The organism is Thauera sp. JM12B12, from assembly GCF_039614725.1.
Lineage (GTDB): Bacteria > Pseudomonadota > Gammaproteobacteria > Burkholderiales > Rhodocyclaceae > Thauera.
On sequence record NZ_CP154859.1, the window covers coordinates 1,564,802 to 1,588,812 of the forward strand.

Consider the following 24,011-nt stretch of genomic DNA (forward strand, 5'->3'; position numbering starts at 1 on the left):
GGCGCTTAAATATCCGCCTCCACGCTGTCGCCCTTCTCCTCCATCCACGCCCTTCTCCCCGAGGCCTCGCCCTTGCCCATCAGCAGGGTGAACATCTTCAGCGTGTCCTTGAGCGCGCCGTTGCGCACCTTCACCGGCAGCACGCGGCGGGTGGCGGGGTCCATGGTGGTCTCGCGCAGCTGGTCGGGGTTCATCTCGCCCAGGCCCTTGAAGCGGCCGATCTCGATCGCGTCGGGCCTGAAGCCTTCCTTCTCGAGGCGGTCGCGGATGGCGGCGAGCTCGCCCTCGTCGAGGGCGTACAGGCGGCGCGGCGGGCGCTTCTTGCCCTGGGCGGGCACGTCGACGCGGTAGAGCGGCGGTTGCGCCACATACACATGGCCGCGCTCGATGAGCTTGGGGAAGTGGCGGAAGAAGAGCGTCAGCAGCAGGGTCTGGATGTGGGCGCCGTCCACATCGGCGTCGGACATGATGACGACCTTGCCGTAGCGCAGGCCGGACAGGTCCACGTCGCTGTCGGCCTTGTGCGCGTCCACGCCGAGCGCCACCGCGATGTCGTGGATTTCGGCGTTGGCGAACAGGCGGTCCGGATCGATCTCCCAGGCGTTCTGTACCTTGCCGCGCAAGGGCAGGATGGCCTGGGTCTCCTTGTTGCGTGCCATCTTGGCCGAGCCGCCGGCGGAGTCGCCCTCGACCAGGAAGAGCTCGTTGTCGGCGAGGTCCTCGGACTCGCAGTCCGACAGCTTGCCGGGCAGCACCGCCACGCCCGAGGTCTTCTTCTTCTCGACCTTCTGCGCGCTCTTCTGGCGGGCAAGGGCCTGCTTGATCGACAGCTCGGCGATCGCGCGGCCGGCCTCGACGTGGTTGTTGAGCCAGATCTCGAAGGGGTCGCGCAGTTGCGAGGACACCAGCTTGACCGCCTCGCGCGAGTTGAGCTTTTCCTTCACCTGGCCCTGGAACTGCGGGTCCAGGAGGCGCGCCGACAGCACGAAGCTCATGCGCCCGCACACGTCCTCCTGCTGCAGCTTGACGCCGCGCGGCAGCAGGGTGTGGTGGTCGATGAAGGACTTCATGGCCTCGAACACGCCGGCGCGCAGGCCGGATTCGTGGGTGCCGCCGTTCACGGTGGGGATGAGGTTGACGTAGGACTCGCTCGGCACCGGCGATTCGAACCAGGCCAGCGCCCACGCCGCGCCCTCGCCGGCGGCGAAGGTGGGGTCGTCCTTGCCGGCGTATTTGTCGGCGGTGAAGATCGGCGCCACCGGTTCGACGTCGCCGGCGAGCTCCTTCAGGTAGCCGGCCAGGCCTTCGGGGTAGGACCAGGTCTTGGTCAGCGCTGGGCCGCTGGCCTGCTCGATGTCGAGCCGCACCGCGACGCCCGACAGCAGCACGGCCTTCGAGCGCAGCAGCCGCTCGAGCTCGTTCATCGGCACGCGCGGCGATTCGAAGTATTTGCCATCGGGCCACACCCGGACCCGGGTGCCGGTCTGGCGGCCGCAGTCGCCTTCGACGCGTACCGGGCTGATGGTCTCGCCTCCGTCGGCAAAGTCGATGCGGTGGATCTTGCCCTCGCGCTTGACCTCGACCTCGATGCGGGTGGACAGCGCGTTGGTCACCGACACGCCCACGCCGTGCAGGCCGCCGGAGAAGGCGTAGGCCGAGTTGCCCTCGCGCTTGTCGAACTTGCCGCCGGCGTGCAGCCGGGTGTAGGCGAGCACGACCACCGGCACGCCTTCCTCGGGGTGCAGGCCGACCGGGATGCCGCGGCCGTCGTCGGCCACGGTGACCGAGCCGTCCTGGTGCAGCGTGACGTGGATCTTCTTCGCGAAGCCGGCGAGCGCCTCGTCGGCGGCGTTGTCGATCACTTCCTGGATGATGTGCGCCGGGCTGTCGGTGCGGGTGTACATGCCGGGGCGCTCGCGCACCGGCTCGAGTCCTTTCAGGACGCGGAAGGAGGATTCGTCGTACTGCTTGGGGGTGTCTTGCTTGCCAGCCATGCTGCAGGCCCGTCGGGTTTCACGAAGGCCGAGAGGATAGCAGAGGCGCGGGCGAAACTGAGGCTGGAACTGAATGGATGTTCAGTCAGGCGCTGCCGAGCATGCGCCCGCCACCCACGGCCCGTGTATGGCCTTCGGCGTCGTACAGGGGCGCCTGGTCCGCTGCCGAGAGCAGCACCGACAGCGCAGCCTGGTTGTGCGCCATGCGCTCGAGGATCAGCTTGCCGTTGATGGCATTGCGTTCGCTCGCCGTGCGTGCGAGGCCGAGCACTTCGTCCCAGCGCCCGAGCACGCGCGGCAGCCCGTCGAGCAGGCTGCGGATGCTCGCATCCGTGGTGACGAGCCCGAGCCGGCCGAGCAGTAGCGCGCGGTCGTCCGACAGGCGCTGCAGGCGGCGGTAGCGCTCGTTCTTGTCGGGGACGAGTGCGAGCAGGGCGTCGGTGTCACCGGAACTCAGGAGCGCCTCCTCCTGCTCGAGCAGGGCGATGAACTCCCTGAGCTGGATCGCCTCCGCCTCGATCAGCAGGGCGAGGCGCTGCTGATCGGCGGGCGTGGGTGCGGCGGGGCTGCGGTTCATCGCCTGGCGATGATCAGCGCTGGTTAGCCAGCATTTCGCGGACACTGGCGATCAGCCCATCGGCGATGCGACCGGCGTCCACCTTGAAATCGCCGTTGGCGATCGCCTGCTTGATCTCCTCGACGCGCTGCTTGTCCACGACCGGCGTCTGCGCGATGACCGTTTCGGCCTTCTGCAGGCTGGCCGACAGCGAAGAAAGCTGAACCTTCTCGCTACCGCCGGAGACTGTCGTGGCCGGACCTGCCGGGTTGCGCGGGCGGGCCTCGCCTGTGGCGCTGGGGGCAATCGATTTGCCCGTGCTTTCGATCTTCATGGCGCGGTTCCCATACAGAATGACTCTGACGTTCTTTTCGGCGTCGCGCGACAAAACTTTAGGGATTTATCGATGGGGCGCGCCGCGACCGCTCAGAACGCCACCTCCACGCTGCCGCCGGCCTGGGCGATGCCGGTGACCACCTGTCCGTTGGCAAGGCGCACGCGAACGCTCTCGCCCGGTGCGGCGTTGTTCATCGCGCGCCCTTCGCTTGCTACGCGGAAGCCAGGACCGCTGCTGACGACGGGCACCGTCTGGCCCTGACGTACCGCGTGCGGCACACGCAGCATGTCGCCGCGCAGCGGACTGCCAGCGGCGATCGCGATGCGGGTGTGGTGGCCCATCGCCTGCGTGCCGTCGGTGAGCAGGTTGTCGGGCAGGGCGGTGAGGTCGCCCCGGCGCTGGCCGAGGTCCGCGGGGCCGAGCACCTGCCCGGCACGCAGCGGGCGGGCGGCAACCAGGTAGTCCGCGACCACGGCCACCTGCGCCTGCAGGTAGGCCGTCCAGGTGACCGGCGAATCGCAGCGCACCCCGACACTGATCCGGCCCCAGGCCCGGGTGCCCGCAGGCAGGAAGGGCTCGATCGCCGCGCAGGCTGGCAACTGGTTGTTCGGATCGAGCGGACTGACCTGGATCGTCACTTCGCCCGGCAGCCCTGCGGCTTGCCGGTGCAGGAATTCGAGCACGCGGGCTTCGACCGCGCCGGACGGCTGTTGCGCGCCCGCGGGCACGGCGAGCAGGCCGAGTGCAGCGAGCAAGACGCCACGGGCGATCAAGCGAAGCGGACGGGGGGCGGTGGGGCGATCAGGTCGGCTGGGCATGGCCCGATTGCACCACGACGCCGGTCCGTGAGGCAACCGCGCATGCCCGCGGCGCGCCATCACCCGCGGCGAGCGGCAAGGCTTGCCGGGTGGTAGCGGCGAAATTGGCCGGTGTTTCCGCCGTTTATCGGCAAAAGAGGGCTGCCGCCTGCCGGCTAACATGGCTGGCATGGAAACTGCGACCGGAGCTTGCCGATCGCCTCGCCCAAGGAGTCAGCGCGATGAAGACCCTCTTCGACCGGAGCATCCAGTTCCACCAGACCGCCCTCAACCTGCAGGCCCATCGCCAGCAGTTGATCGCCTCCAACATCGCCAACGCCGACACACCCAATTACAAGGCCAGGGACGTGGACTTCCGGTCTGCGTTGCAGGGCGCGCTGAATACGGCCAGGGGCGGCGGCGTCGCGCTCGCCACGACCCGGCCCGGACACATTGCCGGCGGCAGCGCGCCGACGCTGGAGAGCCTGACCGGCTACCGGCCCGAGCTGCAGTCCGCGGTCGATGGCAACACCGTCAACATGGACGTCGAGCGCGCCAACTTCGCCGAGAACGCGCTGCACTACGAGGCCAGCGTCACCTTCATCAACGGCATGCTGCGCTCGATGAACACCGCGATCACCGGCCAGTAAGGGGAATCACCATGAGCATGCTCAACGTCTTCCAGATCGCCGGCTCCGCGCTCAATGCGCAGTCGCTGCGGCTCAACACCACGGCCTCGAACCTCGCCAACGCCGACAGCGTGACGGCCGAGGACGGTCAGCCCTACCGCGCGAAGCAGGTGGTGTTCTCGGCGCAGCCGGTCGCAGGCCCCGCTGCCGTGGGCGTGCAGGTGGCCGGCGTCGTGGAGAGTACCGCGCCGCTGCGGCTGGTGTATGAACCGAACAACCCCGCTGCCAACGCCGATGGCTACGTCGAGATGCCCAACGTCAACGTCGTCGAGGAGATGGTGAACATGATCTCCGCCTCGCGTTCGTACCAGAACAACGCCGAGGTGATGAACACGGCACGGACCTTGCTTCAGCGTACCTTGCAGATTGGCCAGTCGTGATCACCCGTCGGTGATCGAAGGCCGGCCGTGACGCGGAGACCGCCGCGAGCAGGAGAGAGGAATGAGCACCGTATCGAACGCCCAGAGCACCGCAGCCAGCGTGCTTGCCAACATCAACACCCGCGAGAAGAAGGCCGACGCGGCCGCCTCCGAGGACATGAACGCGCGCTTCCTGACGCTGCTCACCACGCAGCTCCGGAACCAGGACCCGCTCAACCCGATGGAGAACGCCGAGGTCACCTCGCAGCTCGCGCAGATGAGCACGGTCGATGGCATCGAGCGCCTGAACAAGATGTTCCAGTCCTTCGTCGACAGCCAGAACGCCAACGACTCGATGCAGGCTGCGGCGCTGGTCGGGCGCGGCGTGCTGGTCGAAGGGCGGAAGCTCGCGCTGACCGAGTCGGGCGCGATCGGGGGCTTCGAACTCGACACCGCGGCCGACAAGGTGGTGCTGTCGATCAAGGACGCCTCCGGGCTGGAGGTGAAGCAGATCCAGCTCGACGATGTCGCCGCCGGCAGCCAGAACTTCGTCTGGGATGGCACCGCCAACGATGGCTCGCGCGCCGCAGACGGCGTCTACACCCTGGAGCTGAGCGCGACCCTGGAGGGCGAGAAGGTCACCGGCCGCACCCTCGAGTTCGGCCCGGTCACCAGCGTGATCCGTGGCGCCGCCGGCACCGACTTCCAGGTCGGCTCGCTCGGCATCTTCAAGTACGACGACATCAAGCAGATCCTCTGATCCGGAGCCCCGATCATGTCTTTCCAGCAAGGTTTGAGTGGCCTCAACGTTTCCTCCAAGGCCCTGGACATCATCTCGAACAACGTCGCCAATACGAACACCGTGGGCTTCAAGAGCGGCGGGGCGATCTTCGGGGACGTCTATGCGGCGTCGCTGACCGGGTCGGTCTCCGGCACGCAGGTCGGCGCCGGCAGCACGCTCGGCGCGGTCCGACAGTCCTTCACCCAGGGCAATCTCACCACCACCAACAATCCGCTCGATCTGGCGATCAATGGCGACGGCTTCTTCATCATCGGTCGTGCGGATGGTCCGAACGTCTACACGCGCAACGGGCAGTTCGAGCTCGACAAGGACGGCTTCATCATCACGCCGACCGGCGAGAAGCTGATGGGTTTCCAGAGTCCGGCGGCGGTCGGGCAGTTGCCCAGCCCGGTCGGCGGCCTCAAGGAGGTCCAGATTCCGATCATCGGCTCCCTGCCGCAGACCACGAGCAGGATCGACGTCGGTGGAAACCTGGACGCGAACTCACTGAGTCCGGCCGAGGCCTACTCCGCGCTGCTTGGCAATACCTTCGAATTCCCCCGGCCGCTCGGCGTGCCGGCCAGCGACGCCTGGCGCGATGCACGCACCTACAACTTCTCGACCTCGATCGAGGTGTTCGACAGCCTCGGAAAGTCGCACGAATTCTCCTTCTACTTCGTGAAGGAGAACGTGAGCCAGGGTGGCGCCCAGAACACCTGGAACGTGTTCACCAGCGTCGATGGGGACTATCCGCTGGGGGTCGATCCCCTGACCGGTGCCGTGTCCGACCCCAGTGTCCTCTGGACCCTGACCTTCAACGAGAACGGTACGATCCAGACGCCGATCGTCGGCCCCAGCGCCACATCCCCGATCAACGTTCCCGCGGCCTATACGCCGGGCGCGTCCCCGATCAGCTTCTACACGGACTTCAGCAGCATGCGTCAGATCGGGGGGCCCTACCTGATCACCGAGCTCACGCAGAACGGTTACACCGGCGGCGAACTGGCGGGTGTGTCCGTCGGTCGCGATGGCGTCCTTACCGGGCGCTACACCAACGGCGAGACGGTCGCGCTCGCTCAGCTCGCCATCCAGACCTTCCGCAATCCCAACGCGCTGAACTCGATCGGCAACAACTACTGGGAGGCGACGCTCGACTCCGGCCTCACCGCCCCGACCAAGCCCGGCGAGGGCGTGGCGGGCGTGATCTCCTCCGGCATGGTGGAGGACGCCAACGTCGAGCTCACCCAGGAGCTGGTGCAGATGATCATCCAGCAGCGCAACTACCAGGCCAACGCGCAATCCATCAAGGCGCAGGACCAGATCCTGCAGACCCTGGTGAACCTGCGCTGAGCCTGAACCGTCGATAACGCAAGAGGCCAGCGATGGACCGCCTGATCTACACCGCGATGACCGGCGCCAAGGGCACCATGGACCAGCAGGCGGCGGTCGCGCACAACCTCGCCAACGTCAATTCCACCGGCTTCCGCGCCGAGCTGCACAAGCTGCGCGCGGTCGAGGTGCAGACCGAGGCGTTGCGCACGCGCGCGTTCACGGTCGACGCCAGTATCGCCAACGACTTCACCGAAGGGCCCCTCCAGTTCACCGGCCGCCCTTACGACGTCGCGCTTGCCGGCAAGGGCTGGCTTGCGGTGCAGATGCCCGACGGCACCGAGGCCTACACCCGCAACGGCAGCCTGGACGTGAGCGCCAACGGCGTGCTGCAGACCCGCGACGGCAGGCCGGTCCTGGGCGACGGCGGGCCGATCACGCTGCCGCCCGACACCGAAATCACGATCGGCGCCGACGGTTCGGTGTCCGCCTCGCAGCCCGACCAGCCCGGCGTGGTCAACGTCGTCGCCCAGCTCAAGCTGGTCAACCCGCCCGAAGCAGACCTGGTACGCGGCGACGATGGACTGTTCCGGGTGCAGGGCGGGGCGCCGGCGCCGGCCGATCCCGGCGTGCGCGTCGCCGGGGGCTACCTCGAGGGCAGCAACGTCAATGTCGTCGATCAGATGGTGCAGATGATCTCCCTCGCTCGTCAGTTCGAGATGCAGACGCGCATGCTGTCCACCGCCGAGCAGAACGATCGCGCCGCCGCCCAGGTGCTCGCGCCGCGCTGATCGCGCCTGAGCGTCGGTCTCAGAGGATGGATTAGCACGGTTTTTGCGTTGCTTATCGCGGGATGCTCGGTGACGGCGCAGGCCTAAACTGATTCCATCGAAAAATCGGCAAACCGGCAGCAATACGGCAAGAAATCGCCGGCAAATCCTGCCGCACCGGCAACGCACGGCAAAGGAAACCATCATGATCCGCTCACTGTGGACCGCCCGTACCGGGCTGGATGCCCAGCAAACCTCGCTGGACGTGATCTCCAACAACCTGGCCAACGTCTCCACCAACGGCTTCAAGCGCCAGCGCGCGATCTTCGAGGACCTGCTGTACCAGACCATCCGCCAGCCCGGCGCGCAGTCGACGCAACAGACGCAGATCTCCAGCGGCTTGCAGATCGGCACCGGCGTCAAGCCCGTGGCCACCGAGCGCATCTTCACCCAGGGCACGCTGCAGCAGACCGGCGGTTCGCTCGACGTCGCGGTGCAGGGCAACGGCTTCTTCCAGATCGCGATGCCCGACGGCACCACCGCCTATACCCGCGACGGCGCCTTCCAGCTCGACAGCCAGGGCAACGTGGTCACCGCCAGCGGCTATACGCTCGCCGACAACATCAACATTCCGGCCGACGCGCTGTCGGTGACGATCGGCAAGGACGGCACGGTGAGCGTGCTGCAGGCCGGCGGGGTGGCGCCGGTCGAGATCGGCGCCGTCCAGCTCGCCACCTTCGTCAATCCGGGCGGCCTGCAGGCAGCGGGCGAGAACCTGTTCTACGAGACCGCCTCCAGCGGCGTGGCCACGCCCACCCAGCCCGGCACCAACGGCGCCGGCGTGCTCAACCAGGGCTACGTCGAGGTCTCCAACGTCAACGTCGCCGAAGAGCTGGTGAGCATGATCGTCACCCAGCGCGCCTACGAGCTCAACTCGCGCGCCATCTCGACCTCCGACCAGATGCTCGGCCGGCTGACCCAGCTCTGAGAACCGCCGTGATGATGCGTTCCTCCGTACTTTCGCTCGCTGCGCTGCTCCTCGCCTCGGGCTGCGCGTCGATCTACCCGACCCCGCCGACCGCGGTGCATCAGCCGATGACGGCGCGCCCGGAGGCTCGCGCGCAGGCCTTGCCCGCTACCGGTGCCATCTACCAGGCGGCCCAGGCCCGGCCGCTGTTCGAGGACCGGCGCGCGCGCCAGGTGGGCGACACCATCACCATCAACCTCGTCGAGCGCAACACCGCGCAGAAGAGCGCCAACGCCAACGCCACCCGCAACGGCAGCATGACGGCCGGCATCGGGCCGATCAGCCGCCTGCCGCTGCGCGGCCTCAACGGCCTGGAGCTCGAGGCCGATGCGGAGTCGGATTTCGCCGGCAAGGGCGCAGCCGCGGCCAACAACGCCTTCAACGGCACGATCACCGTCACCGTGATCGACGTCTATCCCAACGGCAACCTGCTGGTGTCGGGCGAGAAGATGGTGGCGATCAACCAGGGCAACGAATTCATCCGCTTCTCGGGCGTGATCAACCCCAACAACGTCACCGCCGCCAACACCGTGCAGTCCACCCAGGTCGCCGACGCGCGCATCGAATACCGCGGCAGCGGCTTCATCGATGAATCCAACACCATGGGCTGGCTGCAGCGCTTCTTCGTCGCCATCATGCCGTTCTGAGGAGCCGCACCATGTCGTACCTCGTCTCCTTGCTGTTACGTGCCGCGGTGGCCTTCATCGCGGCCAGCATCTTCTACACCGGCGCCTCGCAGGCCGCAGCCGAGCGCATCAAGGACCTCGCCTCGGTCGCCGGCGTGCGCGACAACCAGCTCGTCGGCTACGGTCTGGTCGTGGGTCTCGACGGCTCGGGCGACCAGACCACGCAGACGCCCTTCACCGTGCAGAGCATCATCAACATGCTCGGCAACATGGGCGTGACCCTGCCGCCGGGCACCAACCTGCAGCTGAAGAACGTCGCCGCGGTGATGGTCACGGCGACCCTGCCGCCGTTTGCGCGCCCCGGGCAGCAGGTCGATGTCACCGTGTCCTCGATCGGCAACGCCAAGAGCCTGCGCGGTGGCACGCTGGTGATGACGCCGCTCAAGGGTGCCGACGGCCAGGTGTACGCGATCGCCCAGGGCAACATGGCGGTGGGCGGCGCGGGCGCGCAGGGCGGCGGCGCCTCGCAGGTCATCAACCATCTCTCCGCAGGCCGTATCCCCGGTGGCGCCACCGTCGAGCGCGGCGTGCCGACTGCGCTCGGCGAGGGCGATACCGTCACGTTCGAACTCAACGACAGCGACTTCGGTACCGCACGCCGGGTGGTGGATGCGATCAACATCGCCTACCCGGGCGCCGCGCGCGCGCTCGACGGGCGCAGCATCCAGGTGCGCGCGCCGGCCGACTCGAGCGCACGCGTCGCCTTCCTGGGGCAGCTCGAGAACCTCGAGGTCACGCCCGTGCAACAGGCGGCCAAGGTCATCGTCAATTCGCGCACCGGCTCGGTGGTCATGAACCAGCGCGTCACGCTGCAGAACGTGGCGGTCGCGCACGGCAACCTCACCGTCACCGTCAACACCGAGGCCCAGGTCAGCCAGCCCGCGCCGCTCTCGCGCGGCCAGACAGTCGTCACCCAGACCGGCCAGGTGGACATCGCCCAGGACGGTGGGGCCTTGTTCAATCTGCGCGGCGGCACCAACCTCGCCGACGTGGTCAAGGCGCTCAATGCGCTCGGCGCCAAGCCGATGGACCTCGTCAGCATCCTGCAGGCGATGAAGGCCGCCGGCGCGCTGCGCGCCGAGCTCGAGGTGATCTGAGGGCGCAGCCATGAACGCCGGCTTCCAGCTCAACGCCTTCGACCCCAACTCGCTCGGCGATCTCAAGCGCCTGGCGCGCACCGACGGTGAGTCCGATGCCGCCTTGCGGGCCGCGGCCAAGCAGTTCGAGGCGCTGTTCCTGCAGATGGTCATGAAGTCCATGCGCGACGCGACGCCGGCGAGCAGCCTGATGGACAGCGAGCAGACCAAGATGTACCAGAGCCTGCTCGACCAGCAGATGGCGCTGAACATGTCTCAGGCCAGAGGCACCGGCCTGTCCGAGGTCATCTTTCGCCAGCTCGGCGGCAAGACCGGGCCTGCGGGGGCCGGATCGTCCGTCGACGGCCAGGCGGCCGAGGCTGCGGGCGGCGTAGGGGACAATGGCATCGCCCGTGCCGGCAACAATGGCTTCGATCTCGCCAACGTCGTCCGCCGACCGGCAATTCCTGCCGTCCGCGCGCGTGAGCTGGAAGCTTCTGCCGCTGCCGACCTTGCCGGTTTGCCGGAAGCGGCACGCGTGCCGGGCATGGGCGCGGGGGTTGGGGCGGGGCGTTTCTCCGCGGCCTCGATCTACGAGAAGGCGGCGCTCGAGGCCCGGCTCAACGCGGCCGTGCGCAGCGCACGCGACGCCACCGGCGCGGTCTCGCAATCGGCCAGGGATTTCGTCGCCGAGGTGTGGCCGCATGCGGTGGAGGCCAGCCGCAAGACCGGCGTCCCGCCGCAGTTCATGGTTGCGCAAGCCGCGCTCGAGACCGGTTGGGGGCAGAAACAGTTGCGCCATGCCGACGGCAGCCCGAGCCACAACCTCTTCAACATCAAGGCCGGCAGCGCCTGGACCGGTCGCACCGTGGCGCGTGACGTCGTCGAGTACGCCAACGGCCAGGCCTACACCGAGGCCTCGCGTTTTCGCGCCTATGGTTCGTATGCCGAGTCCTTCCGCGACTACGCCAACCTGATCTCACGCAGCCCGCGCTACGCCGACGTGCTCGGGCAGACCGATCCGGCCGCGTTCGCGCGCAGCCTTCAGGACGCGGGCTACGCCACCGATCCGATGTACGCCGACAAGCTCACCCGCATCATCGGCGGCAATACCTTGCGCAATGCGCTCGCGATGGCGGGCTGATCGCGCGGCTGACGGGGGCTGGCAGGGATCTTGCATGTAAGGCCTGAAACCAGCGCATCAGGGAAACAACATGTCGTCCTTGCTCAACATCGGGCTCACCGGCCTGAATGCCTCGCAGGCCTACCTCAACACCACGAGCCACAACATCGCCAACGCGGCGACGCCGGGCTATCACCGCCAGAGCGTCACCCAGGAGGCGCGTGATCCGCAGTACTTCGGCGGCGCCTTCTTCGGCACCGGCACGCAGATCACCGGCGTCAAGCGCGCCTACAGCGAGCTGCTCGAGACCCAGGTGTTGAGCGCCGACAACCGGCGCGCGGAATATGCGGCATACAACCGCTTCATCTCCCAGGTCGACAACGTGCTCGCGGATTCCGACACCGGCCTCACCCCGGCGCTCAACGAGTTCTTCGGTGCGCTGCAGAGCGTGTCGTCCAACCCGACCAACGTTGCCGCGCGGCAGGCGCTGATTTCCTCCGGCGAGACGCTGGTCGCACGCTTCCAGACCCTCGATGCGCGCATCGGCGAGATTGCCCAGGGCGTCGAGACCGACATCGCGACGACGATGGTCAGCATCAACGGCTACGCGGCCGCGATCGCCGAGCTGAACCAGCGTATCGCCGTGTCGCAGAGCAGCGCGGGCGGCGGGGCGGCCAACGACCTGCTCGACCAGCGCGACCAGGCGATCGCCGAGCTCAACAAGCTGGTGAAGGTCAATGCGGTCCCGCAGCGCGATGGCTCGCTGTCGATCTTCATCGGTTCGGGGCAAGCGCTGGTGCTGGGCACCACGGCCAAGGAGCTGTCGATGGGCGACACGCTCGACGAGAACGGCCGGCCGATGGTACTGATCAGCGGCTCCGGCGGCAGCAAGATACCGCTGGCCGAGAATCTGATCACCGGCGGCGAGCTTGGCGGCCTGCTCGCGGTGCGCCGTGATGGCATGGAGCCGGCGCAACGCAGCCTGGGACTGATCGCCACCACGCTGGCGACTGCCTTCAACGAGCAGCACAAGCTGGGCATCGACCTCGATGGGGAACTCGGCCGCAACTTCTTCTCTCTCGGCCAACCACGCGTGGAGCCTGGCTCCAGCGGCGTGGGGGTCCGGATCGATCCGGCGGAACTGGCCGCGCTCACCGGGAGCGATTACGAGATTCGCAACGATGCAGGCAGCTATTCAATCACCGACATCGGCAGCGGGGATACGCGTCCGCTCACCGTTAATGGGGCGGGTGAAGCCACCTTCGGCGGTTTGAGCTTGAGTGGGCTCGGTGGTGTGGCGGCAGGCCAGCGCGTATTCGTCTATCCGACACGCTACGCCGCCTCGAGCATCGCGATGGCGGTCACGGATCCGCGCGATGTCGCTGCGGCCGCGCCGGTCAGCGTTAGCGTTGCCGAGGGCAATGCGGGTTCCGCGCGTGTCTCCGACGTTCGCGTGACGAATGTTGACGGCATGGCGGAGCTCAGCGGAGCGCTCAAGGACTTTTCCATTCCGATGACGTTCTCGGAGGCTGGAGGTGTATTTACGCTCGGAACTGTCGCGCCGTACTCCTTCGTTGGAGATGCGACTTACCAGCCCGCGACGGAAGGCGGTGGAAAGGTGTTCACGCTCAGGGACAACACCCTTGGGTTCGCCTTTGAATTCAAGCTTTCCGGGACACCTGCCGTTACAGACAGCATCACGTTTGCCGACAACGCGGGGGGCATCGCCGACAACCGCAATGCGGCGCTGCTCGGCGCGCTACAGACCGAGAAGTTGATGTTCGGTGCCGGCACAACAGGAACCCCCACGGCCACGCTCAACAACGCCTATGCTCAGATGGTGGCCAAGATTGGCAGCAAGACGCGAGAGGTGCAGGCGGGCGAGCGCACGCAGGGCTCGTTGCTGGCGCAGGCTACGGCGGCGCGGGATTCGGTATCGGGTGTGAACCTGGACGAGGAGGCCGCCAACCTGGTCCGATTCCAGCAGACCTACCAGGCGGCGGGACGGGTGATGTCGGTGGCGCAGCGCCTGTTCGACGAGATGCTGGCGATCGGCCGCTGAGGGAGAACGCATCATGCGTGTATCGACCAACATGATTTACGACCAGGGCGTGCGCGCCCTGCAGATGCAGTCCGCAGCACTGCTCTACACGGGGCAGCAGATCGCCACCGGGCGCAAGATCCTCACGCCGGCCGACGACCCGGTGGCCTCGGCACGCGCGCTCGACGTCACCCAGTCGCGCAGCGTCAACCAGCAGTTCGCCACCAACCAGGGCTACGCCGAAGACGCGCTCAAGCTGGTCGAGGGGCAGCTGGTGGGTGCAGGCGAGATCATCCAGTACGCGCGCGAAAGGGCGTTGGCGGCGGGTAATCCCGCGCTGTCGGATTCGGACCGCAAGTCGATTGCCACCGATCTTCGCGCGCAGTTTGACGCGATGCTCGCCATCGCGAACACGCGTGACGCCAACGGTGACTACCTGTTCGCTGGCTACAAGTCGAATACTGTGCCTTTTGCCGGGCTTTCGGTGACACCGGCTGACCCAGCGAAACCCGTCTTCGATAGCGCCAAATACGAAGGAGATCAGGGTACGCGGACCATGCAGGTATCGTCATCGCGCTTCATGCCGGTGAGCTTCGGTGGTGAGACGGTGTTCGGAGGCGAGAACGACAGCGTATTCAAGGTGCTCGGCGAGTTTGTCAGTGCGCTGGAGGCTGGTGGTGCGGTGAGCGGCGCTGTGAGTGATGCGCTGGACGGTCTGGATGCAAGCCTCGACCGCGTCCTGACCACGCGCGCACAGATTGGCTCGCAACTCGTCGAGGTCGAGCAGCTCGGCTTCATCGGCAGCGACCTCGACCTGCAGTACGCCACTACGCTGTCGAACCTGCAGGACCTCGACTACAACGAGGCCATCTCCCGCCTGACCCAGCAGCAGACTTACCTGCAGGCCGCGCAGCAGTCCTTCCTGAAGACGACGGGCCTGTCGCTCTTCAACTACCTGAGCTGAGCCATGCGTCGCGCTGCGCTTGCCGTTTCCACTGCCGTGGCGCTGCTTGCCGGCTGCGCCACGGACGGGGAGGGGCCGCGCGTGGGCGAACGTGCGGTCAAGCTTTCCGCGCCGGTCGCACTGGCGGCGGGCATCGTGTGGATGGCGAGCGAGCTCGAATACCTCGATCCGGAGTACCTCGCCGGCGCGCTCGTCGCCTACGCCATCTACGATCCGCTGGCGCCGACCTGGCGGATCGACGTCAGCCGCACGGGCGAGGACCGTGTGCGCATGGATCTGCGCATGAAGGCGCTGGCCAGCGGCGGCGAGGGCGAGGCGCGCCAGGTGTTCCTGCGCAATGCACGCCAGGTGGTGGAGGCGGGCGGCTTCGCCGGTTTCGACGTCGTCCGCTACGAGGAAGGCATCGAATCGACGCGGCCCTTCGCGCGCCGATTCGCGAGCGGGGAGATCCGCCTCGTGCGTTCGCGGACCTTTCCCGAGCTATAGCGGCAGGGTGGCGGCGCGGGCACTGGCCCGCCTCAGCCCGGCGGCAGCGGGGCGAGCGCATCGAGCAGCACGCCGATGCTGTCGAAGCCGCGGTCGAACAGGCTCTGCAGCACCGGCGCGAAGTTGGTCATGATCAGCAGCACGCCGATGAAGCCGGCGGTGAGCGTGATCGGGAAACCCACCGCGAACAGGTTGAGCTGCGGCGCCGCGCGCGTGAGCACGCCGAGCGCGATGTTGGCCACCAGCAGCATGGCGATGATCGGCATCGACAGCAGCAGTCCGGCCGCGAACACGGTGATGCCCGCGCGCGCGATGAAGCCCCAGCCGCCGGCGTTGAGCGGGGCCGTCGTCACCGGTAGCCATTCGAAGCTGCGCACGACGACGTCGATCATCAGCAGATGCCCGTTCACCGCCAGGAAGAGCAGGGTGGCGAGCAGGTTCAGGAAGTCCGACAGTACCGCCGTCTGGCCGCCGGCGTCGGGGTCGAAGAAGATCGCGAACGACAGGCCCATCTGCATGCCGATCAGGGCGCCGGCCATGTCCACCGCGGCGAACACGATGCGCATCATGAAGCCGATGGCGATGCCGATGAAGATCTGCTGCACGAAGATCGCCAAGCCGAGTCCGCCGCCCGGCGGCACCTGCGGCATCGGTGGCATGACCGGCAGCACGGCGATCGCCACGCCCATGCCGATGGCAAGGCGCACGCGCACCGAGACGCCACGGTTGGAAAACACCGGCGCCGACGAGAACAGCCCGAGCAGGCGCGCGAGCGGGAACATCAGCGCAGCGATCCAGGCATCGAGCTGGGCGGCGGTGACGTCGATCATGGTTGAGCGCGCATGGAACCGGGCTGCGAACGGGGGAAGCGGCGGGTGGCGAGGCGGCCGTCGGCCGCGCTAGCCGATCATTGCCGGAATCGACTCGAACAGGCGGCGCATGAAGTCGGTGAGCACGGTGATCATCCACGGCCCCGCCAGCACCAGGGTGACGAAGATCGCCACCAGCTTGGGCACGAAAGACAGGGTCATCTCGTTGATCTGGGTGGCGGCCTGGAAGATGCTGATGATCAGGCCGGTGGCGAGCGCAGCGACGAACAGCGGCGCCGACACCAGCAGGGTGACCTCGATGGCCTGGCGGCCGAGTTCGATGACGGCGGTGGGGGTCATGTCGGTTCTCCTCGGGGGGCGCTCGTCACACCGCGAAGCTCTGCACCAGCGAGCCGATCAGCAGGGTCCAGCCATCGACGAGCACGAACAGCATGATCTTGAACGGCAGCGACACGATCACCGGCGACATCATCATCATGCCCATCGACATCAGCACCGAGGCCACGACCATGTCGATGATGATGAAGGGAATGAAGACGATGAAGCCGATCTGGAACGCGGTCTTCAGTTCGGAGGTGACGAAGGCGGGGATCACCACCCGCATCGGCAGGTCTTCGGCCTTCTCCACCGGCGGCAGCTTGGCCAGCCCGGCGAACAGTTCGAGGTCGGGCTGGCGCACCTGCGCCAGCATGAAGGTCTTGACCGGCACCGAGGCGCGCTCGAGCGCCTGGTCGAACTGGATCTGGCCCTCGGACATCGGCAGGTAGGCGTCGTTGTAAACCCGTTCGGCGACCGGCGCCATGATGAAGAAGGTGAGGAACAGCGCCAGCCCGAGCAGCACCTGGTTGGGTGGTGCGGTCTGCGTGCCCATGGCCTGACGCAGCAGCGAGAACACGATGAGGATGCGGGTGAAGCTGGTCATCATCAGCACCATGGCCGGGATGAAGCTCAGCAGCGTCATCAGCACCAGGGTCTGCAGCGTGAGGCTGTAGGTGGTGCCGCCGCCCGCGGTCTGCGTGGTGGTCACGGCCGGCAACGCCTGGGCCTGCGCGAGCAGGGGGAAGGCGCAGAGGATGAGGACAAGGGCAAGCTGCAGCAGGGCGGCATGGCCCGTGCCGCGCGACATGGGCGGGGGCGTCATGCGCTCAGCCGGCATTGCGGCGCTCCGTGGCCTGCTTCAGCCATGCGGCGAAGGCCTTGCCGCCGGGTGCGGCGGTTCCGGGCGCATCGGCCGGCAGCGGCAGTTCGCTGCGCTTCATGTCGTGCAGGCGGGTGACGCTGCCGGGCGCCACGCCGAGCACGAGCACCTGCTCGCCGAGCTCGACCAGCACCACGCGCTCGCGCGGCCCGACCGCGGCTGCGCCCAGCACCTTGATCGCCGCGCCGCCGCCGCGCGGCGCGCTCAGGCGGCGGATCACCCACAGGCAGGCGAACATCAGCGCGATGACGACCGCGAGGCCGAACATCATCTGCAGCACGCTGGCACCGAGCTCGGGGGCGGCGGCGCCAGCGCCGGTGGGGGCGGGCGGGGTGGTCATCAGTTGCGGATCTTCCGCATGCGTTCGGCGGGGGTGATGATGTCGGTGAGGCGGATGCCGAACTTGTCGTTCACCACCACCACCTCGCCCTGCGCGATCAGCGTGCCGTTGACCAGCACGTCCATCGGCTCGCCGGCGAGACCGTCCAGTTCCACCACCGAGCCGTGCGCGAGCTGCAGCAGGTTGCGGATCGACAGCTTGGTGCGCCCCAGTTCCACGGTGATCTGCACCGGGATGTCGAGGATCATGTCGAAGTCGTTGAGCGAGCCTGGCTTGGCGCCGCCGGCGCCGCCGCCGAAGTCTTCGAAGAGCTGGCTCGCAGGGCGCGCCTGGTAGGGCGAGTCGCCCATCGCAGCGGCCGCGAGCTCGGCGGCGACGCGGTCGGCCTCGCTGTCGTCGGTCTCGGCGGCGGCCTGCTCCTGCATGGCGGCTGCCCAGTCGTCGTCGGTAATCAGGTTTTCGTCAGCCATTCTGGCCTCCCGGAAGCTTTTGGGTGTCGGCCTCTTCGGGGCCGATGAAGCGTTCGACCCGGACCGCGTAGCGGCCATTCTTGGTGCCGTGGTGGCAATCGAACACCGGCACGCCGTCGACTTCGGCCTGCAGCGTGGCGGGCACTTCGAGCGGGATCACGTCGCCCACGCGCATGTCCACGATGTCGCGCAGCGACACGCGCGCGGTGCCGAAATTGCAGGTGAGCTCGACCTCGGCGGTCTGCAGCTGCCTCGACAGCAGCTTGATCCAGCGCCGGTCCGAGGTCAGGTGATCGCTCTGCATCGTCGAGTAGAGCAGGTCGCGGATCGGCTCCAGCATCGAGTACGGGAAGCAGATATGCATCTCGGCCTGCGCACCGCCGAGCTCGAGCGAGAAGCTGGTCGCCACCACCACCTCGGAGGGCGTGGCGATGTTGGCGAACTGGGAGTTCATCTCCGAGCGCACGTATTCGAGCTGCAGCTTGAACACCGGCGCCCACGCGCGGCCGTACTCGGTGAACACCACGTCGAGCATGCCCTGGATGATGCGCTGCTCGGTGGGGGTGAAGTCGCGCCCCTCCACCCGGGTGTGGAAGCGGCCGTCGCCGCCGAACATGTTGTCGACGACGAGGAACACCAGGTTGGGGTCGAACACCACCAGCCCGGTGCCGCGCAGCGGCTTGGCGATGACCAGGTTGAGGTTGGTCGGCACCACCAGGTTGCGCACGAATTCGGCGTACTTCTGCACCTTGATCGGCCCCACCGAGACCTCGGCGTTGCGGTGCATGTAGTTGAACAGGCCAATGCGCAGGTAGCGCGCGAAGCGCTCGTTGATGAGCTCCATGGTGGGCATGCGCCCACGCACAATGCGCTCCTGCGTCGCCAGGTTGTAGGGGCGGATCCCCTCCGTGGCCGCGTCGTCCGCGACGGGTTCGTCCGACTCCCCGGTGACGCCCCTGAGCAGGGCGTCCACTTCTTCCTGGGAGAGAAAGTCCGCGGCCATGGCGGCGTACCCTTACTGGATGATGAACGAGGTAAACAGCACGGCCTGCACCGGGCCGTTGGGCACGGGATTGCCCGCGGCATCGCGCACCGGCTTGAACCCGAGCGCCTCGTTGGTCTGCTCGGTGATCGCCAGCGCGAGGGCCTGCCGGCCCTCGATGGTGGCGATCTCGGACGGCAGCTTGCTCGACAGCAGCAGGTTGATGCGGTGGCGGATCTCCGGCATGAAGGCCTTGAGCGTCGCGTCCATGGTCGCATCGGCGATGCGCAGCACGGCCACCACCTGGAGGTAGTGGTCGCCCTCGTCGCGGCGCAGATTGACGGTGAATGCGTCGAGCGGGATGAAGGTCGGCGGCTTGGTCAGGTCGACCGTGCCCGGCGTCTGCACCTGGGTGGGAGGCGGTGCCGCGGCTGCAGCGTGCTCCTCCGGCTCCTTGTCCTTGCCACCCTTGAGCAGCACCAGCGCACCGACCCCGACTGCGATCAGGATCAGCACCACGAGCAACACGATGACGATGATGAGGCCGAGCTTGCCCTTCTTCTTCGGGACGTCGTCGCCTTCTTCGGCTTTTGCCGGCGCCTTGGCCATGCGAATCTCCTGTTTGACGGATTGAATTATCCGGGAGGATCGCACCAGCCCAAGCGCCGAAAAGTGGGGCAGAGCCGCCCCTATTCAAGCGCTTCAGGCGAAGGTGTCGACCATCCCTTGCTGCTGTCTGAGCCACACGCTGCCACTGCCGGCGGCACCGGTGGCACCCTCTGCACGTTCGGCAGCGCTGCCCGCGCCGCGTCCGCTACGTCCTTCCTGGCCGTCGCCGCCCGCGCCCTGCTGAGAGGTGCTCACGTTGGCGTCACCCAGCATGATGCCGGCCTGCTGCAGCACCTCGCGCAGTTGCGGCATCGCACGCTCGAGCGCATCGCGCGCGGCCTGGCTGGAGGCGATGAACTGCGCCGTGGTCTGGTCGCCGTTGAGGTTGATCGAGACCTCCAGCTTGCCCAGGTTCGGCGGCGTCAGCACCAGCTCGGCCTTGCTCTCCGCGCGGCCGAGCATCCAGCGCACCTGGTTGCCCACGTCCTCGGCCCAGGCCGGCTGGTTCGCGGGCGTGTGCACCGGCAGTTGCGGCGTCGCGGGCTGGGGCGGCGGCGCGTGACGCAGCAGTTGTGCGGCGGCGTGCACATTCACGGCATGTCCCGCTTGCGGCGTCGAGACGCTGCCGGGTTCGCCCTGCAGGGCCTGGATCGCCTGGCCCGACGCGCCACGGTTGCTCACCACGGCAGCTGCCAGCTCGCGCCCCTGAAGGAGGAAGCCAGGGGTGGCCACGCCACGCCCGCCCCCCTCGGCCGATGTATCGAATTTCGGCATCAGGCCGGAATTCTGTAGGGCACGGCCCTTGTCGTCGCCAACGAGCGCCGTGCCTTCGCTTGCATCGCCCTCGGCGGCAGGCTCGCGCCTCCCGCTGAGGAGGGCGGCAATCGCTGCCGGCAGGCCGGCAAGTGCTGCCGGGTCGGTAGGCGAGCTTGCCGCCGCGCCGGCAAGGGCATCGACGACCGCTCCGCCCGCCGCAGCGGCAGCGGCGTCGAGGCTCTCGGTGGCGGCGGCGATGATCGCACCCGCGCCGTCCCGTGCCACAGACTCGGCCTCCGCAGTCGCGGCGTCTGCGCGTGTCTCGTCGGCGCTGCCTTCCGCCTGGGCGGATTCCTCGCCTGCGGCGGCATCCCGGCTGCCCTTCGCAGCGGTGGTGCCGCCTTCGGCGTCGGCCCCCTTGGCGGCGGGCTCGCCGTTCTCCGTGGACGAGCGCTGTTCGGACGGGCGGCTCTCGGCAGTCTGGGTCGGCTCCCGCACAGGCTCGCGTTCGGGCTGGCGTGTCTGCTCGGGCGTGCGTGTGGGCTCCGGCTCGCGCCGGGGTTCGGGAGCGGGCGATGGATTCGCGCGCGCGGCACCCGAGCCCTGGCTGGCGGTGTTCATCTGGTTCTGCAGCGTGCGCGAGAAGGTGTCGGACGCGGCGCCGAGGCCTTCGATGCCGAGTACGCCGGCGCGCGCCGACGGCACCGTGATGCGCAGGTTCAGGCTGCCGGCGAGACTGGAGGTGGGGAGCGATGAAGACATGGTGAAAGGCCTCTCGTGGGCTGGATGCGGTGGATCGCGGACGATCCGACAGTCAGCTCAAAGCAAGCCCCATGCCATGTGAGATGCGCGATCTCCGCCGCGGACGCCGGCTCGCCTCATTGCTCCTCGCCCGGGCTGCGACGGGCGGCGTGCTCGTCGGACTGCTTCTGCTCCTGGCGTGCCTCGCGGCGGTTGAGCACCTGCTGGTGGCGCTGCGACAGCGTGTCGAAGGCCTTGAGCTTGGTGCGCTGGGCGAGCCACGCCTGCTGGCCCTCGACGGTCTTGGCCCGCGACTGCTCGACGATCTTGCGCTGCATGCCGATGGCGTCGTCGAGCTTGTTGATGAAGGCGCTGTAGTTGCGCCAGGCGTCGGGGCTGAGGCCGTCGCGTGCGGCCTGCACGAAGCGTTCGTTGTACTCCTGGCGGTACTCCTCGAGCATGCGCAGCTTCTGCTCGAGATCGCGCTCGGCAGCCACGAGTTCGCCGAGCTTGCGCGCCGCTTCGTCGGTACGGGTCTGGGCGAGATCAAGCAGGGGCTGAAGGTGAAAGCGCGCGGTCATCGGATGTGGATTTCTCGAAACGGGGAGTAGCGGTCGGGATTCTAGCCCGTGCTGCTCCGCCACGATGCGGACTTATGTCATGGTCAGCGCCGACCGGACCGGACGCGCAGTCCCGTGGGAGCAACTGTCTGTGGGAGCGGCCTTGGCCGCGAATATTGAATGCGGGACCGCTGCGTTCGCGGGCAAGTCCGCTCCCACGGTGCCGCGCGCCCGCGGCGTCACTCACTTCTCAAGAGAACACCTGCGCCAGTTTCTGCAGCGCGCCCTCGTAGGTCTCGTGTTCCTGGATCCCCTGCTGCAGGAAGGCTTCGAGCTTGGGATAGAGCTTGACCGCCATGTCCAGCAGCGGGTCGCCACCGGGCTGGTAGGCGCCGACCGCGATGAGGTCGCGCGAGCGCTGATAGCGCGAGAAGAACTGCTTGAACTGGCGTACCACGTTGAAGTGGTCGTCACCCACCAGGTTGTGCATCGCGCGCGAGATCGACTGCTCGATGTCGATCGCCGGGTAGTGGCCCTGGTCGGCCAGGCTGCGCGAGAGCACGAAGTGGCCGTCGAGGATGGCGCGTGCCGAGTCTGCGATCGGGTCCTGCTGGTCGTCGCCCTCGGCGAGCACGGTGTAGAAGGCGGTGATCGATCCGCCGCCCTCGGGGCCGTTGCCGGCACGCTCGACGAGCGCCGGCAGGCGGGCGAACACGCTCGGCGGGTAGCCCCGCGTGACCGGGGGCTCGCCGATCGCGAGCGCGATCTCGCGCTGAGCCATCGCATAGCGGGTCAGCGAGTCCATGATCAGCAGCACCTGTTTGCCCTGGTCGCGGAAATACTCCGCCACCGTGGTGGCGTAGGCAGCGCCCTGCATGCGCATCAGCGGGCTGGTGTCGGCGGGGGCAGCGACCACCACCGAGCGCGCCAGGCCCTCGGGGCCGAGGCTCTGCTCGATGAACTCCTTGACCTCGCGGCCGCGCTCGCCGATCAGGCCGACCACGATGACGTCGGCCTCGGTGTAGCGCGCCATCATGCCGATCAGGACGGACTTGCCCACGCCCGAGCCGGCGAAGAGGCCGAGGCGCTGGCCGCGGCCGACGGTGAGCAGCGCATTGATCGCGCGCACGCCTACGTCCAGCGGCTGGGCGATCGGTGCGCGTGCGAGCGGGTTGATCGGCCGCCCCTGCAGCGAGCGCGTCTCCTGGGTGGCGAGCGGCCCCTGGCCATCGAGCGGGCGGCCTGCGCCGTCGACCACGCGACCGAGCAGGGCATCGCCCACCGGCAGATGCTTGGCGCGATCGGCGGCGCGCCGGCGCGGGCCGATGCGCTTGCCCGGGACCAGGCGCGGCACGCCGACTTCCATCGGCAGCACGCGTGCGCCCGGCGCCAGGCCGAAGACGTCGTCGGTGGGCATCATGTACAGCTTGTCGCCGTTGAAGCCGACCACTTCCGCCTCCACCGCACCGCCGCCGGGCACCAGGATGCGGCAGCCGGAGCCGAGCGGCAGCTTGATGCCGGCGGCCTCCATGACGAGGCCGTTGATGCGGGTGAGGCGGCCGGAGACTTCGAGCGGATTGCAGCTCTCGACCAGGCGTCGGCCGTCGCTGAGGAAGTTGCGCCACAGGGTGTCGCGCGGGGTCATGCGGGCGGATTCCCGGCTTCGTCCGTGGGGACCTGCCAGCGCGCGCGCTCGTGGCCGATCGACTCGAGCACCCGGCGCCAGCGCGTCTCCAGGGTCGCGTCGACCTGCGCGCCCTGGCCGTCGATGCGGCATTCGCCGCGCTGCAGGAGCGCGTCTTCCTGCAGGCGGTGGCCCGCGTGGGCCAGCTGGTCGCCGAGGTGCTGGCGCACGAGCGCGAGGTCGTCGGGGTGAAGATGGATCTGGGCGTGGCCTTGCGGCAGCTGCAGCAGGGCGCCGCGTACGGTCTCGAGCACGGTCTCGGGGTGCGCCTCGAGCGTGAGCCTGACCATGCGCCGGGCCATCTCGATGGCGAGCGCCATCAGCTCCTCGGCGACCTCGCCATCGAGCGCCTGGAGCGCCGCGTCGAGACCGTCGGCAAGCCCGGCGAGGCGCGCTGCCTCGGCCTCGGCGCTTGCCTTGCCTTGCGCATGACCTTCCGCGCGCCCGGCCTCCAGTCCTTCGGCGTAGCCGGCACGACGGCCCTCCTCGAATCCGGCGAGGCGCACCTCCTCGTGCATGCGCTCGATCTCCTCCGCGGTCGGCAGATGGAAGTCGGGCGGAAGCGTGAGCTCGGGTGCGGCCTGCGGCGGGGGCGAGCCCGCCTGTGGCGAGGCGGGCGGGGTGGCCGGCGAGCCGGTGCCCGGCGCCTGCGGCGGCGTGCCCGCAGCCGACGTGCCGGGGCCTGGCGTCTGTGCGCTGCCCGGCCGGCGCACCCCGCCGCCCGCGCTGCCCTCGCCCGCCTCGGCATCGAAATCGGCAGGCTCCCAGCGCCGGTAGGCGCCGACCGCCTGGTGGCGGGATACGCTCATGCCCGGCTCCGGGAGGT

Annotated in this window: 27 protein-coding genes; 12 read left to right on the forward strand and 15 right to left on the reverse strand. The window is 68.2% G+C overall.

Features of this window, described 5'->3' with window-relative positions; genetic code table 11:
• Positions 1-5 precede the first annotated feature (5 nt).
• From AAG895_RS06990 to flgA, 4 genes are all read right to left on the reverse strand, one after another.
• A complete protein-coding gene (locus AAG895_RS06990; RefSeq protein ID WP_345794781.1) occupies positions 6-1,994 on the reverse strand; it encodes a DNA topoisomerase IV subunit B in 1,989 nt (662 codons plus the stop codon).
• 85 nt (positions 1,995-2,079) lie between these two features.
• Positions 2,080-2,571 carry a flagellar protein FlgN gene (locus AAG895_RS06995; protein WP_345794782.1) on the reverse strand — a complete coding sequence of 164 codons (492 nt, stop codon included), beginning with the start codon at positions 2,569-2,571 and terminating at the stop codon, positions 2,080-2,082.
• Between the two features lie 13 nt (positions 2,572-2,584).
• Positions 2,585-2,884 carry a flagellar biosynthesis anti-sigma factor FlgM gene (gene flgM / locus AAG895_RS07000; RefSeq protein WP_345794783.1) on the reverse strand — a complete coding sequence of 100 codons (300 nt, stop codon included), beginning with the start codon at positions 2,882-2,884 and terminating at the stop codon, positions 2,585-2,587.
• A 92-nt stretch (positions 2,885-2,976) separates the two neighbouring features.
• Positions 2,977-3,705 carry a flagellar basal body P-ring formation chaperone FlgA gene (gene flgA / locus AAG895_RS07005; protein ID WP_345794784.1) on the reverse strand — a complete coding sequence of 243 codons (729 nt, stop codon included), beginning with the start codon at positions 3,703-3,705 and terminating at the stop codon, positions 2,977-2,979.
• Positions 3,706-3,926: 221 nt separating this feature from the next.
• Between flgA and flgB the strand changes: the two genes are divergently transcribed.
• The 12 genes from flgB (at position 3,927) to AAG895_RS07065 (ending at position 15,015) form a co-directional block, all read left to right on the forward strand.
• The gene (gene flgB, locus AAG895_RS07010) at positions 3,927-4,334 is read left to right on the forward strand and encodes a flagellar basal body rod protein FlgB (protein ID WP_345794785.1); all 408 of its coding nucleotides are present in this window, start codon (positions 3,927-3,929) and stop codon (positions 4,332-4,334) included.
• An 11-nt stretch (positions 4,335-4,345) separates the two neighbouring features.
• On the forward strand, positions 4,346-4,753 hold the full coding sequence (gene flgC / locus AAG895_RS07015) for a flagellar basal body rod protein FlgC (RefSeq protein ID WP_345794786.1): 408 nt from the start codon (positions 4,346-4,348) through the stop codon (positions 4,751-4,753).
• A 61-nt stretch (positions 4,754-4,814) separates the two neighbouring features.
• Positions 4,815-5,492, forward strand: coding sequence for a flagellar hook assembly protein FlgD (locus AAG895_RS07020; RefSeq protein ID WP_345794787.1), 678 nt, complete (start codon positions 4,815-4,817; stop codon positions 5,490-5,492).
• A 15-nt stretch (positions 5,493-5,507) separates the two neighbouring features.
• Entirely contained in the window at positions 5,508-6,863 is a 1,356-nt protein-coding gene (gene flgE, locus AAG895_RS07025; protein ID WP_345794788.1) for a flagellar hook protein FlgE, read from the forward strand.
• A 32-nt stretch (positions 6,864-6,895) separates the two neighbouring features.
• Positions 6,896-7,633, forward strand: a complete 738-nt coding sequence (gene flgF / locus AAG895_RS07030; RefSeq protein WP_345794789.1) for a flagellar basal-body rod protein FlgF — start codon at positions 6,896-6,898, stop codon at positions 7,631-7,633.
• A 184-nt stretch (positions 7,634-7,817) separates the two neighbouring features.
• Positions 7,818-8,600 carry a flagellar basal-body rod protein FlgG gene (gene flgG / locus AAG895_RS07035; RefSeq protein ID WP_345794790.1) on the forward strand — a complete coding sequence of 261 codons (783 nt, stop codon included), beginning with the start codon at positions 7,818-7,820 and terminating at the stop codon, positions 8,598-8,600.
• Positions 8,601-8,614: 14 nt separating this feature from the next.
• The gene (locus AAG895_RS07040) at positions 8,615-9,286 is read left to right on the forward strand and encodes a flagellar basal body L-ring protein FlgH (protein WP_345795248.1); all 672 of its coding nucleotides are present in this window, start codon (positions 8,615-8,617) and stop codon (positions 9,284-9,286) included.
• Between the two features lie 11 nt (positions 9,287-9,297).
• Positions 9,298-10,422, forward strand: coding sequence for a flagellar basal body P-ring protein FlgI (locus tag AAG895_RS07045; protein ID WP_345794791.1), 1,125 nt, complete (start codon positions 9,298-9,300; stop codon positions 10,420-10,422).
• Positions 10,423-10,432: 10 nt separating this feature from the next.
• Complete coding sequence (gene flgJ, locus AAG895_RS07050; RefSeq protein ID WP_345794792.1) at positions 10,433-11,545, forward strand: flagellar assembly peptidoglycan hydrolase FlgJ; 1,113 nt, start codon at positions 10,433-10,435, stop codon at positions 11,543-11,545.
• Positions 11,546-11,615: 70 nt separating this feature from the next.
• Positions 11,616-13,586: a flagellar hook-associated protein FlgK gene (gene flgK, locus AAG895_RS07055; protein WP_345794793.1), complete on the forward strand. Its 1,971-nt coding sequence runs from the start codon at positions 11,616-11,618 to the stop codon at positions 13,584-13,586.
• Between the two features lie 13 nt (positions 13,587-13,599).
• Positions 13,600-14,529, forward strand: coding sequence for a flagellar hook-associated protein FlgL (gene flgL / locus AAG895_RS07060; protein ID WP_345794794.1), 930 nt, complete (start codon positions 13,600-13,602; stop codon positions 14,527-14,529).
• A 3-nt stretch (positions 14,530-14,532) separates the two neighbouring features.
• The gene (locus AAG895_RS07065; protein ID WP_345794795.1) at positions 14,533-15,015 is read left to right on the forward strand and encodes a hypothetical protein; all 483 of its coding nucleotides are present in this window, start codon (positions 14,533-14,535) and stop codon (positions 15,013-15,015) included.
• Positions 15,016-15,047: 32 nt separating this feature from the next.
• On the opposite strand, the gene fliR is transcribed toward AAG895_RS07065, so the two are convergent.
• The 11 genes from fliR to AAG895_RS07120 form a co-directional block, all read right to left on the reverse strand.
• The gene (gene fliR / locus AAG895_RS07070) at positions 15,048-15,845 is read right to left on the reverse strand and encodes a flagellar biosynthetic protein FliR (RefSeq protein ID WP_345794796.1); all 798 of its coding nucleotides are present in this window, start codon (positions 15,843-15,845) and stop codon (positions 15,048-15,050) included.
• 69 nt (positions 15,846-15,914) lie between these two features.
• Positions 15,915-16,184: a flagellar biosynthesis protein FliQ gene (fliQ, locus tag AAG895_RS07075; RefSeq protein WP_345794797.1), complete on the reverse strand. Its 270-nt coding sequence runs from the start codon at positions 16,182-16,184 to the stop codon at positions 15,915-15,917.
• A gap of 25 nt (positions 16,185-16,209) precedes the next feature.
• Entirely contained in the window at positions 16,210-16,986 is a 777-nt protein-coding gene (gene fliP, locus AAG895_RS07080) for a flagellar type III secretion system pore protein FliP (protein WP_345794798.1), read from the reverse strand.
• Positions 16,987-16,990: 4 nt separating this feature from the next.
• A complete protein-coding gene (gene fliO, locus AAG895_RS07085) occupies positions 16,991-17,383 on the reverse strand; it encodes a flagellar biosynthetic protein FliO (protein ID WP_345794799.1) in 393 nt (130 codons plus the stop codon).
• Positions 17,383-17,853 carry a flagellar motor switch protein FliN gene (fliN, locus tag AAG895_RS07090; protein ID WP_345794800.1) on the reverse strand — a complete coding sequence of 157 codons (471 nt, stop codon included), beginning with the start codon at positions 17,851-17,853 and terminating at the stop codon, positions 17,383-17,385. Before fliN ends, fliO begins: the two co-directional genes overlap by 1 nt.
• The gene (fliM, locus tag AAG895_RS07095) at positions 17,846-18,856 is read right to left on the reverse strand and encodes a flagellar motor switch protein FliM (protein WP_345794801.1); all 1,011 of its coding nucleotides are present in this window, start codon (positions 18,854-18,856) and stop codon (positions 17,846-17,848) included. Before fliM ends, fliN begins: the two co-directional genes overlap by 8 nt.
• Positions 18,857-18,868: 12 nt before the next feature.
• A complete protein-coding gene (locus AAG895_RS07100; RefSeq protein WP_345794802.1) occupies positions 18,869-19,444 on the reverse strand; it encodes a flagellar basal body-associated FliL family protein in 576 nt (191 codons plus the stop codon).
• Positions 19,445-19,537: 93 nt separating this feature from the next.
• Complete coding sequence (locus AAG895_RS07105; protein ID WP_345794803.1) at positions 19,538-20,962, reverse strand: flagellar hook-length control protein FliK; 1,425 nt, start codon at positions 20,960-20,962, stop codon at positions 19,538-19,540.
• 116 nt (positions 20,963-21,078) lie between these two features.
• Positions 21,079-21,522: a flagellar export protein FliJ gene (fliJ, locus tag AAG895_RS07110; RefSeq protein WP_345794804.1), complete on the reverse strand. Its 444-nt coding sequence runs from the start codon at positions 21,520-21,522 to the stop codon at positions 21,079-21,081.
• A 229-nt stretch (positions 21,523-21,751) separates the two neighbouring features.
• Entirely contained in the window at positions 21,752-23,146 is a 1,395-nt protein-coding gene (gene fliI / locus AAG895_RS07115) for a flagellar protein export ATPase FliI (RefSeq protein WP_345794805.1), read from the reverse strand.
• Positions 23,143-23,994 carry a flagellar assembly protein FliH gene (locus tag AAG895_RS07120; protein WP_345794806.1) on the reverse strand — a complete coding sequence of 284 codons (852 nt, stop codon included), beginning with the start codon at positions 23,992-23,994 and terminating at the stop codon, positions 23,143-23,145. Before AAG895_RS07120 ends, fliI begins: the two co-directional genes overlap by 4 nt.
• Positions 23,995-24,011: the final 17 nt, after the last annotated feature.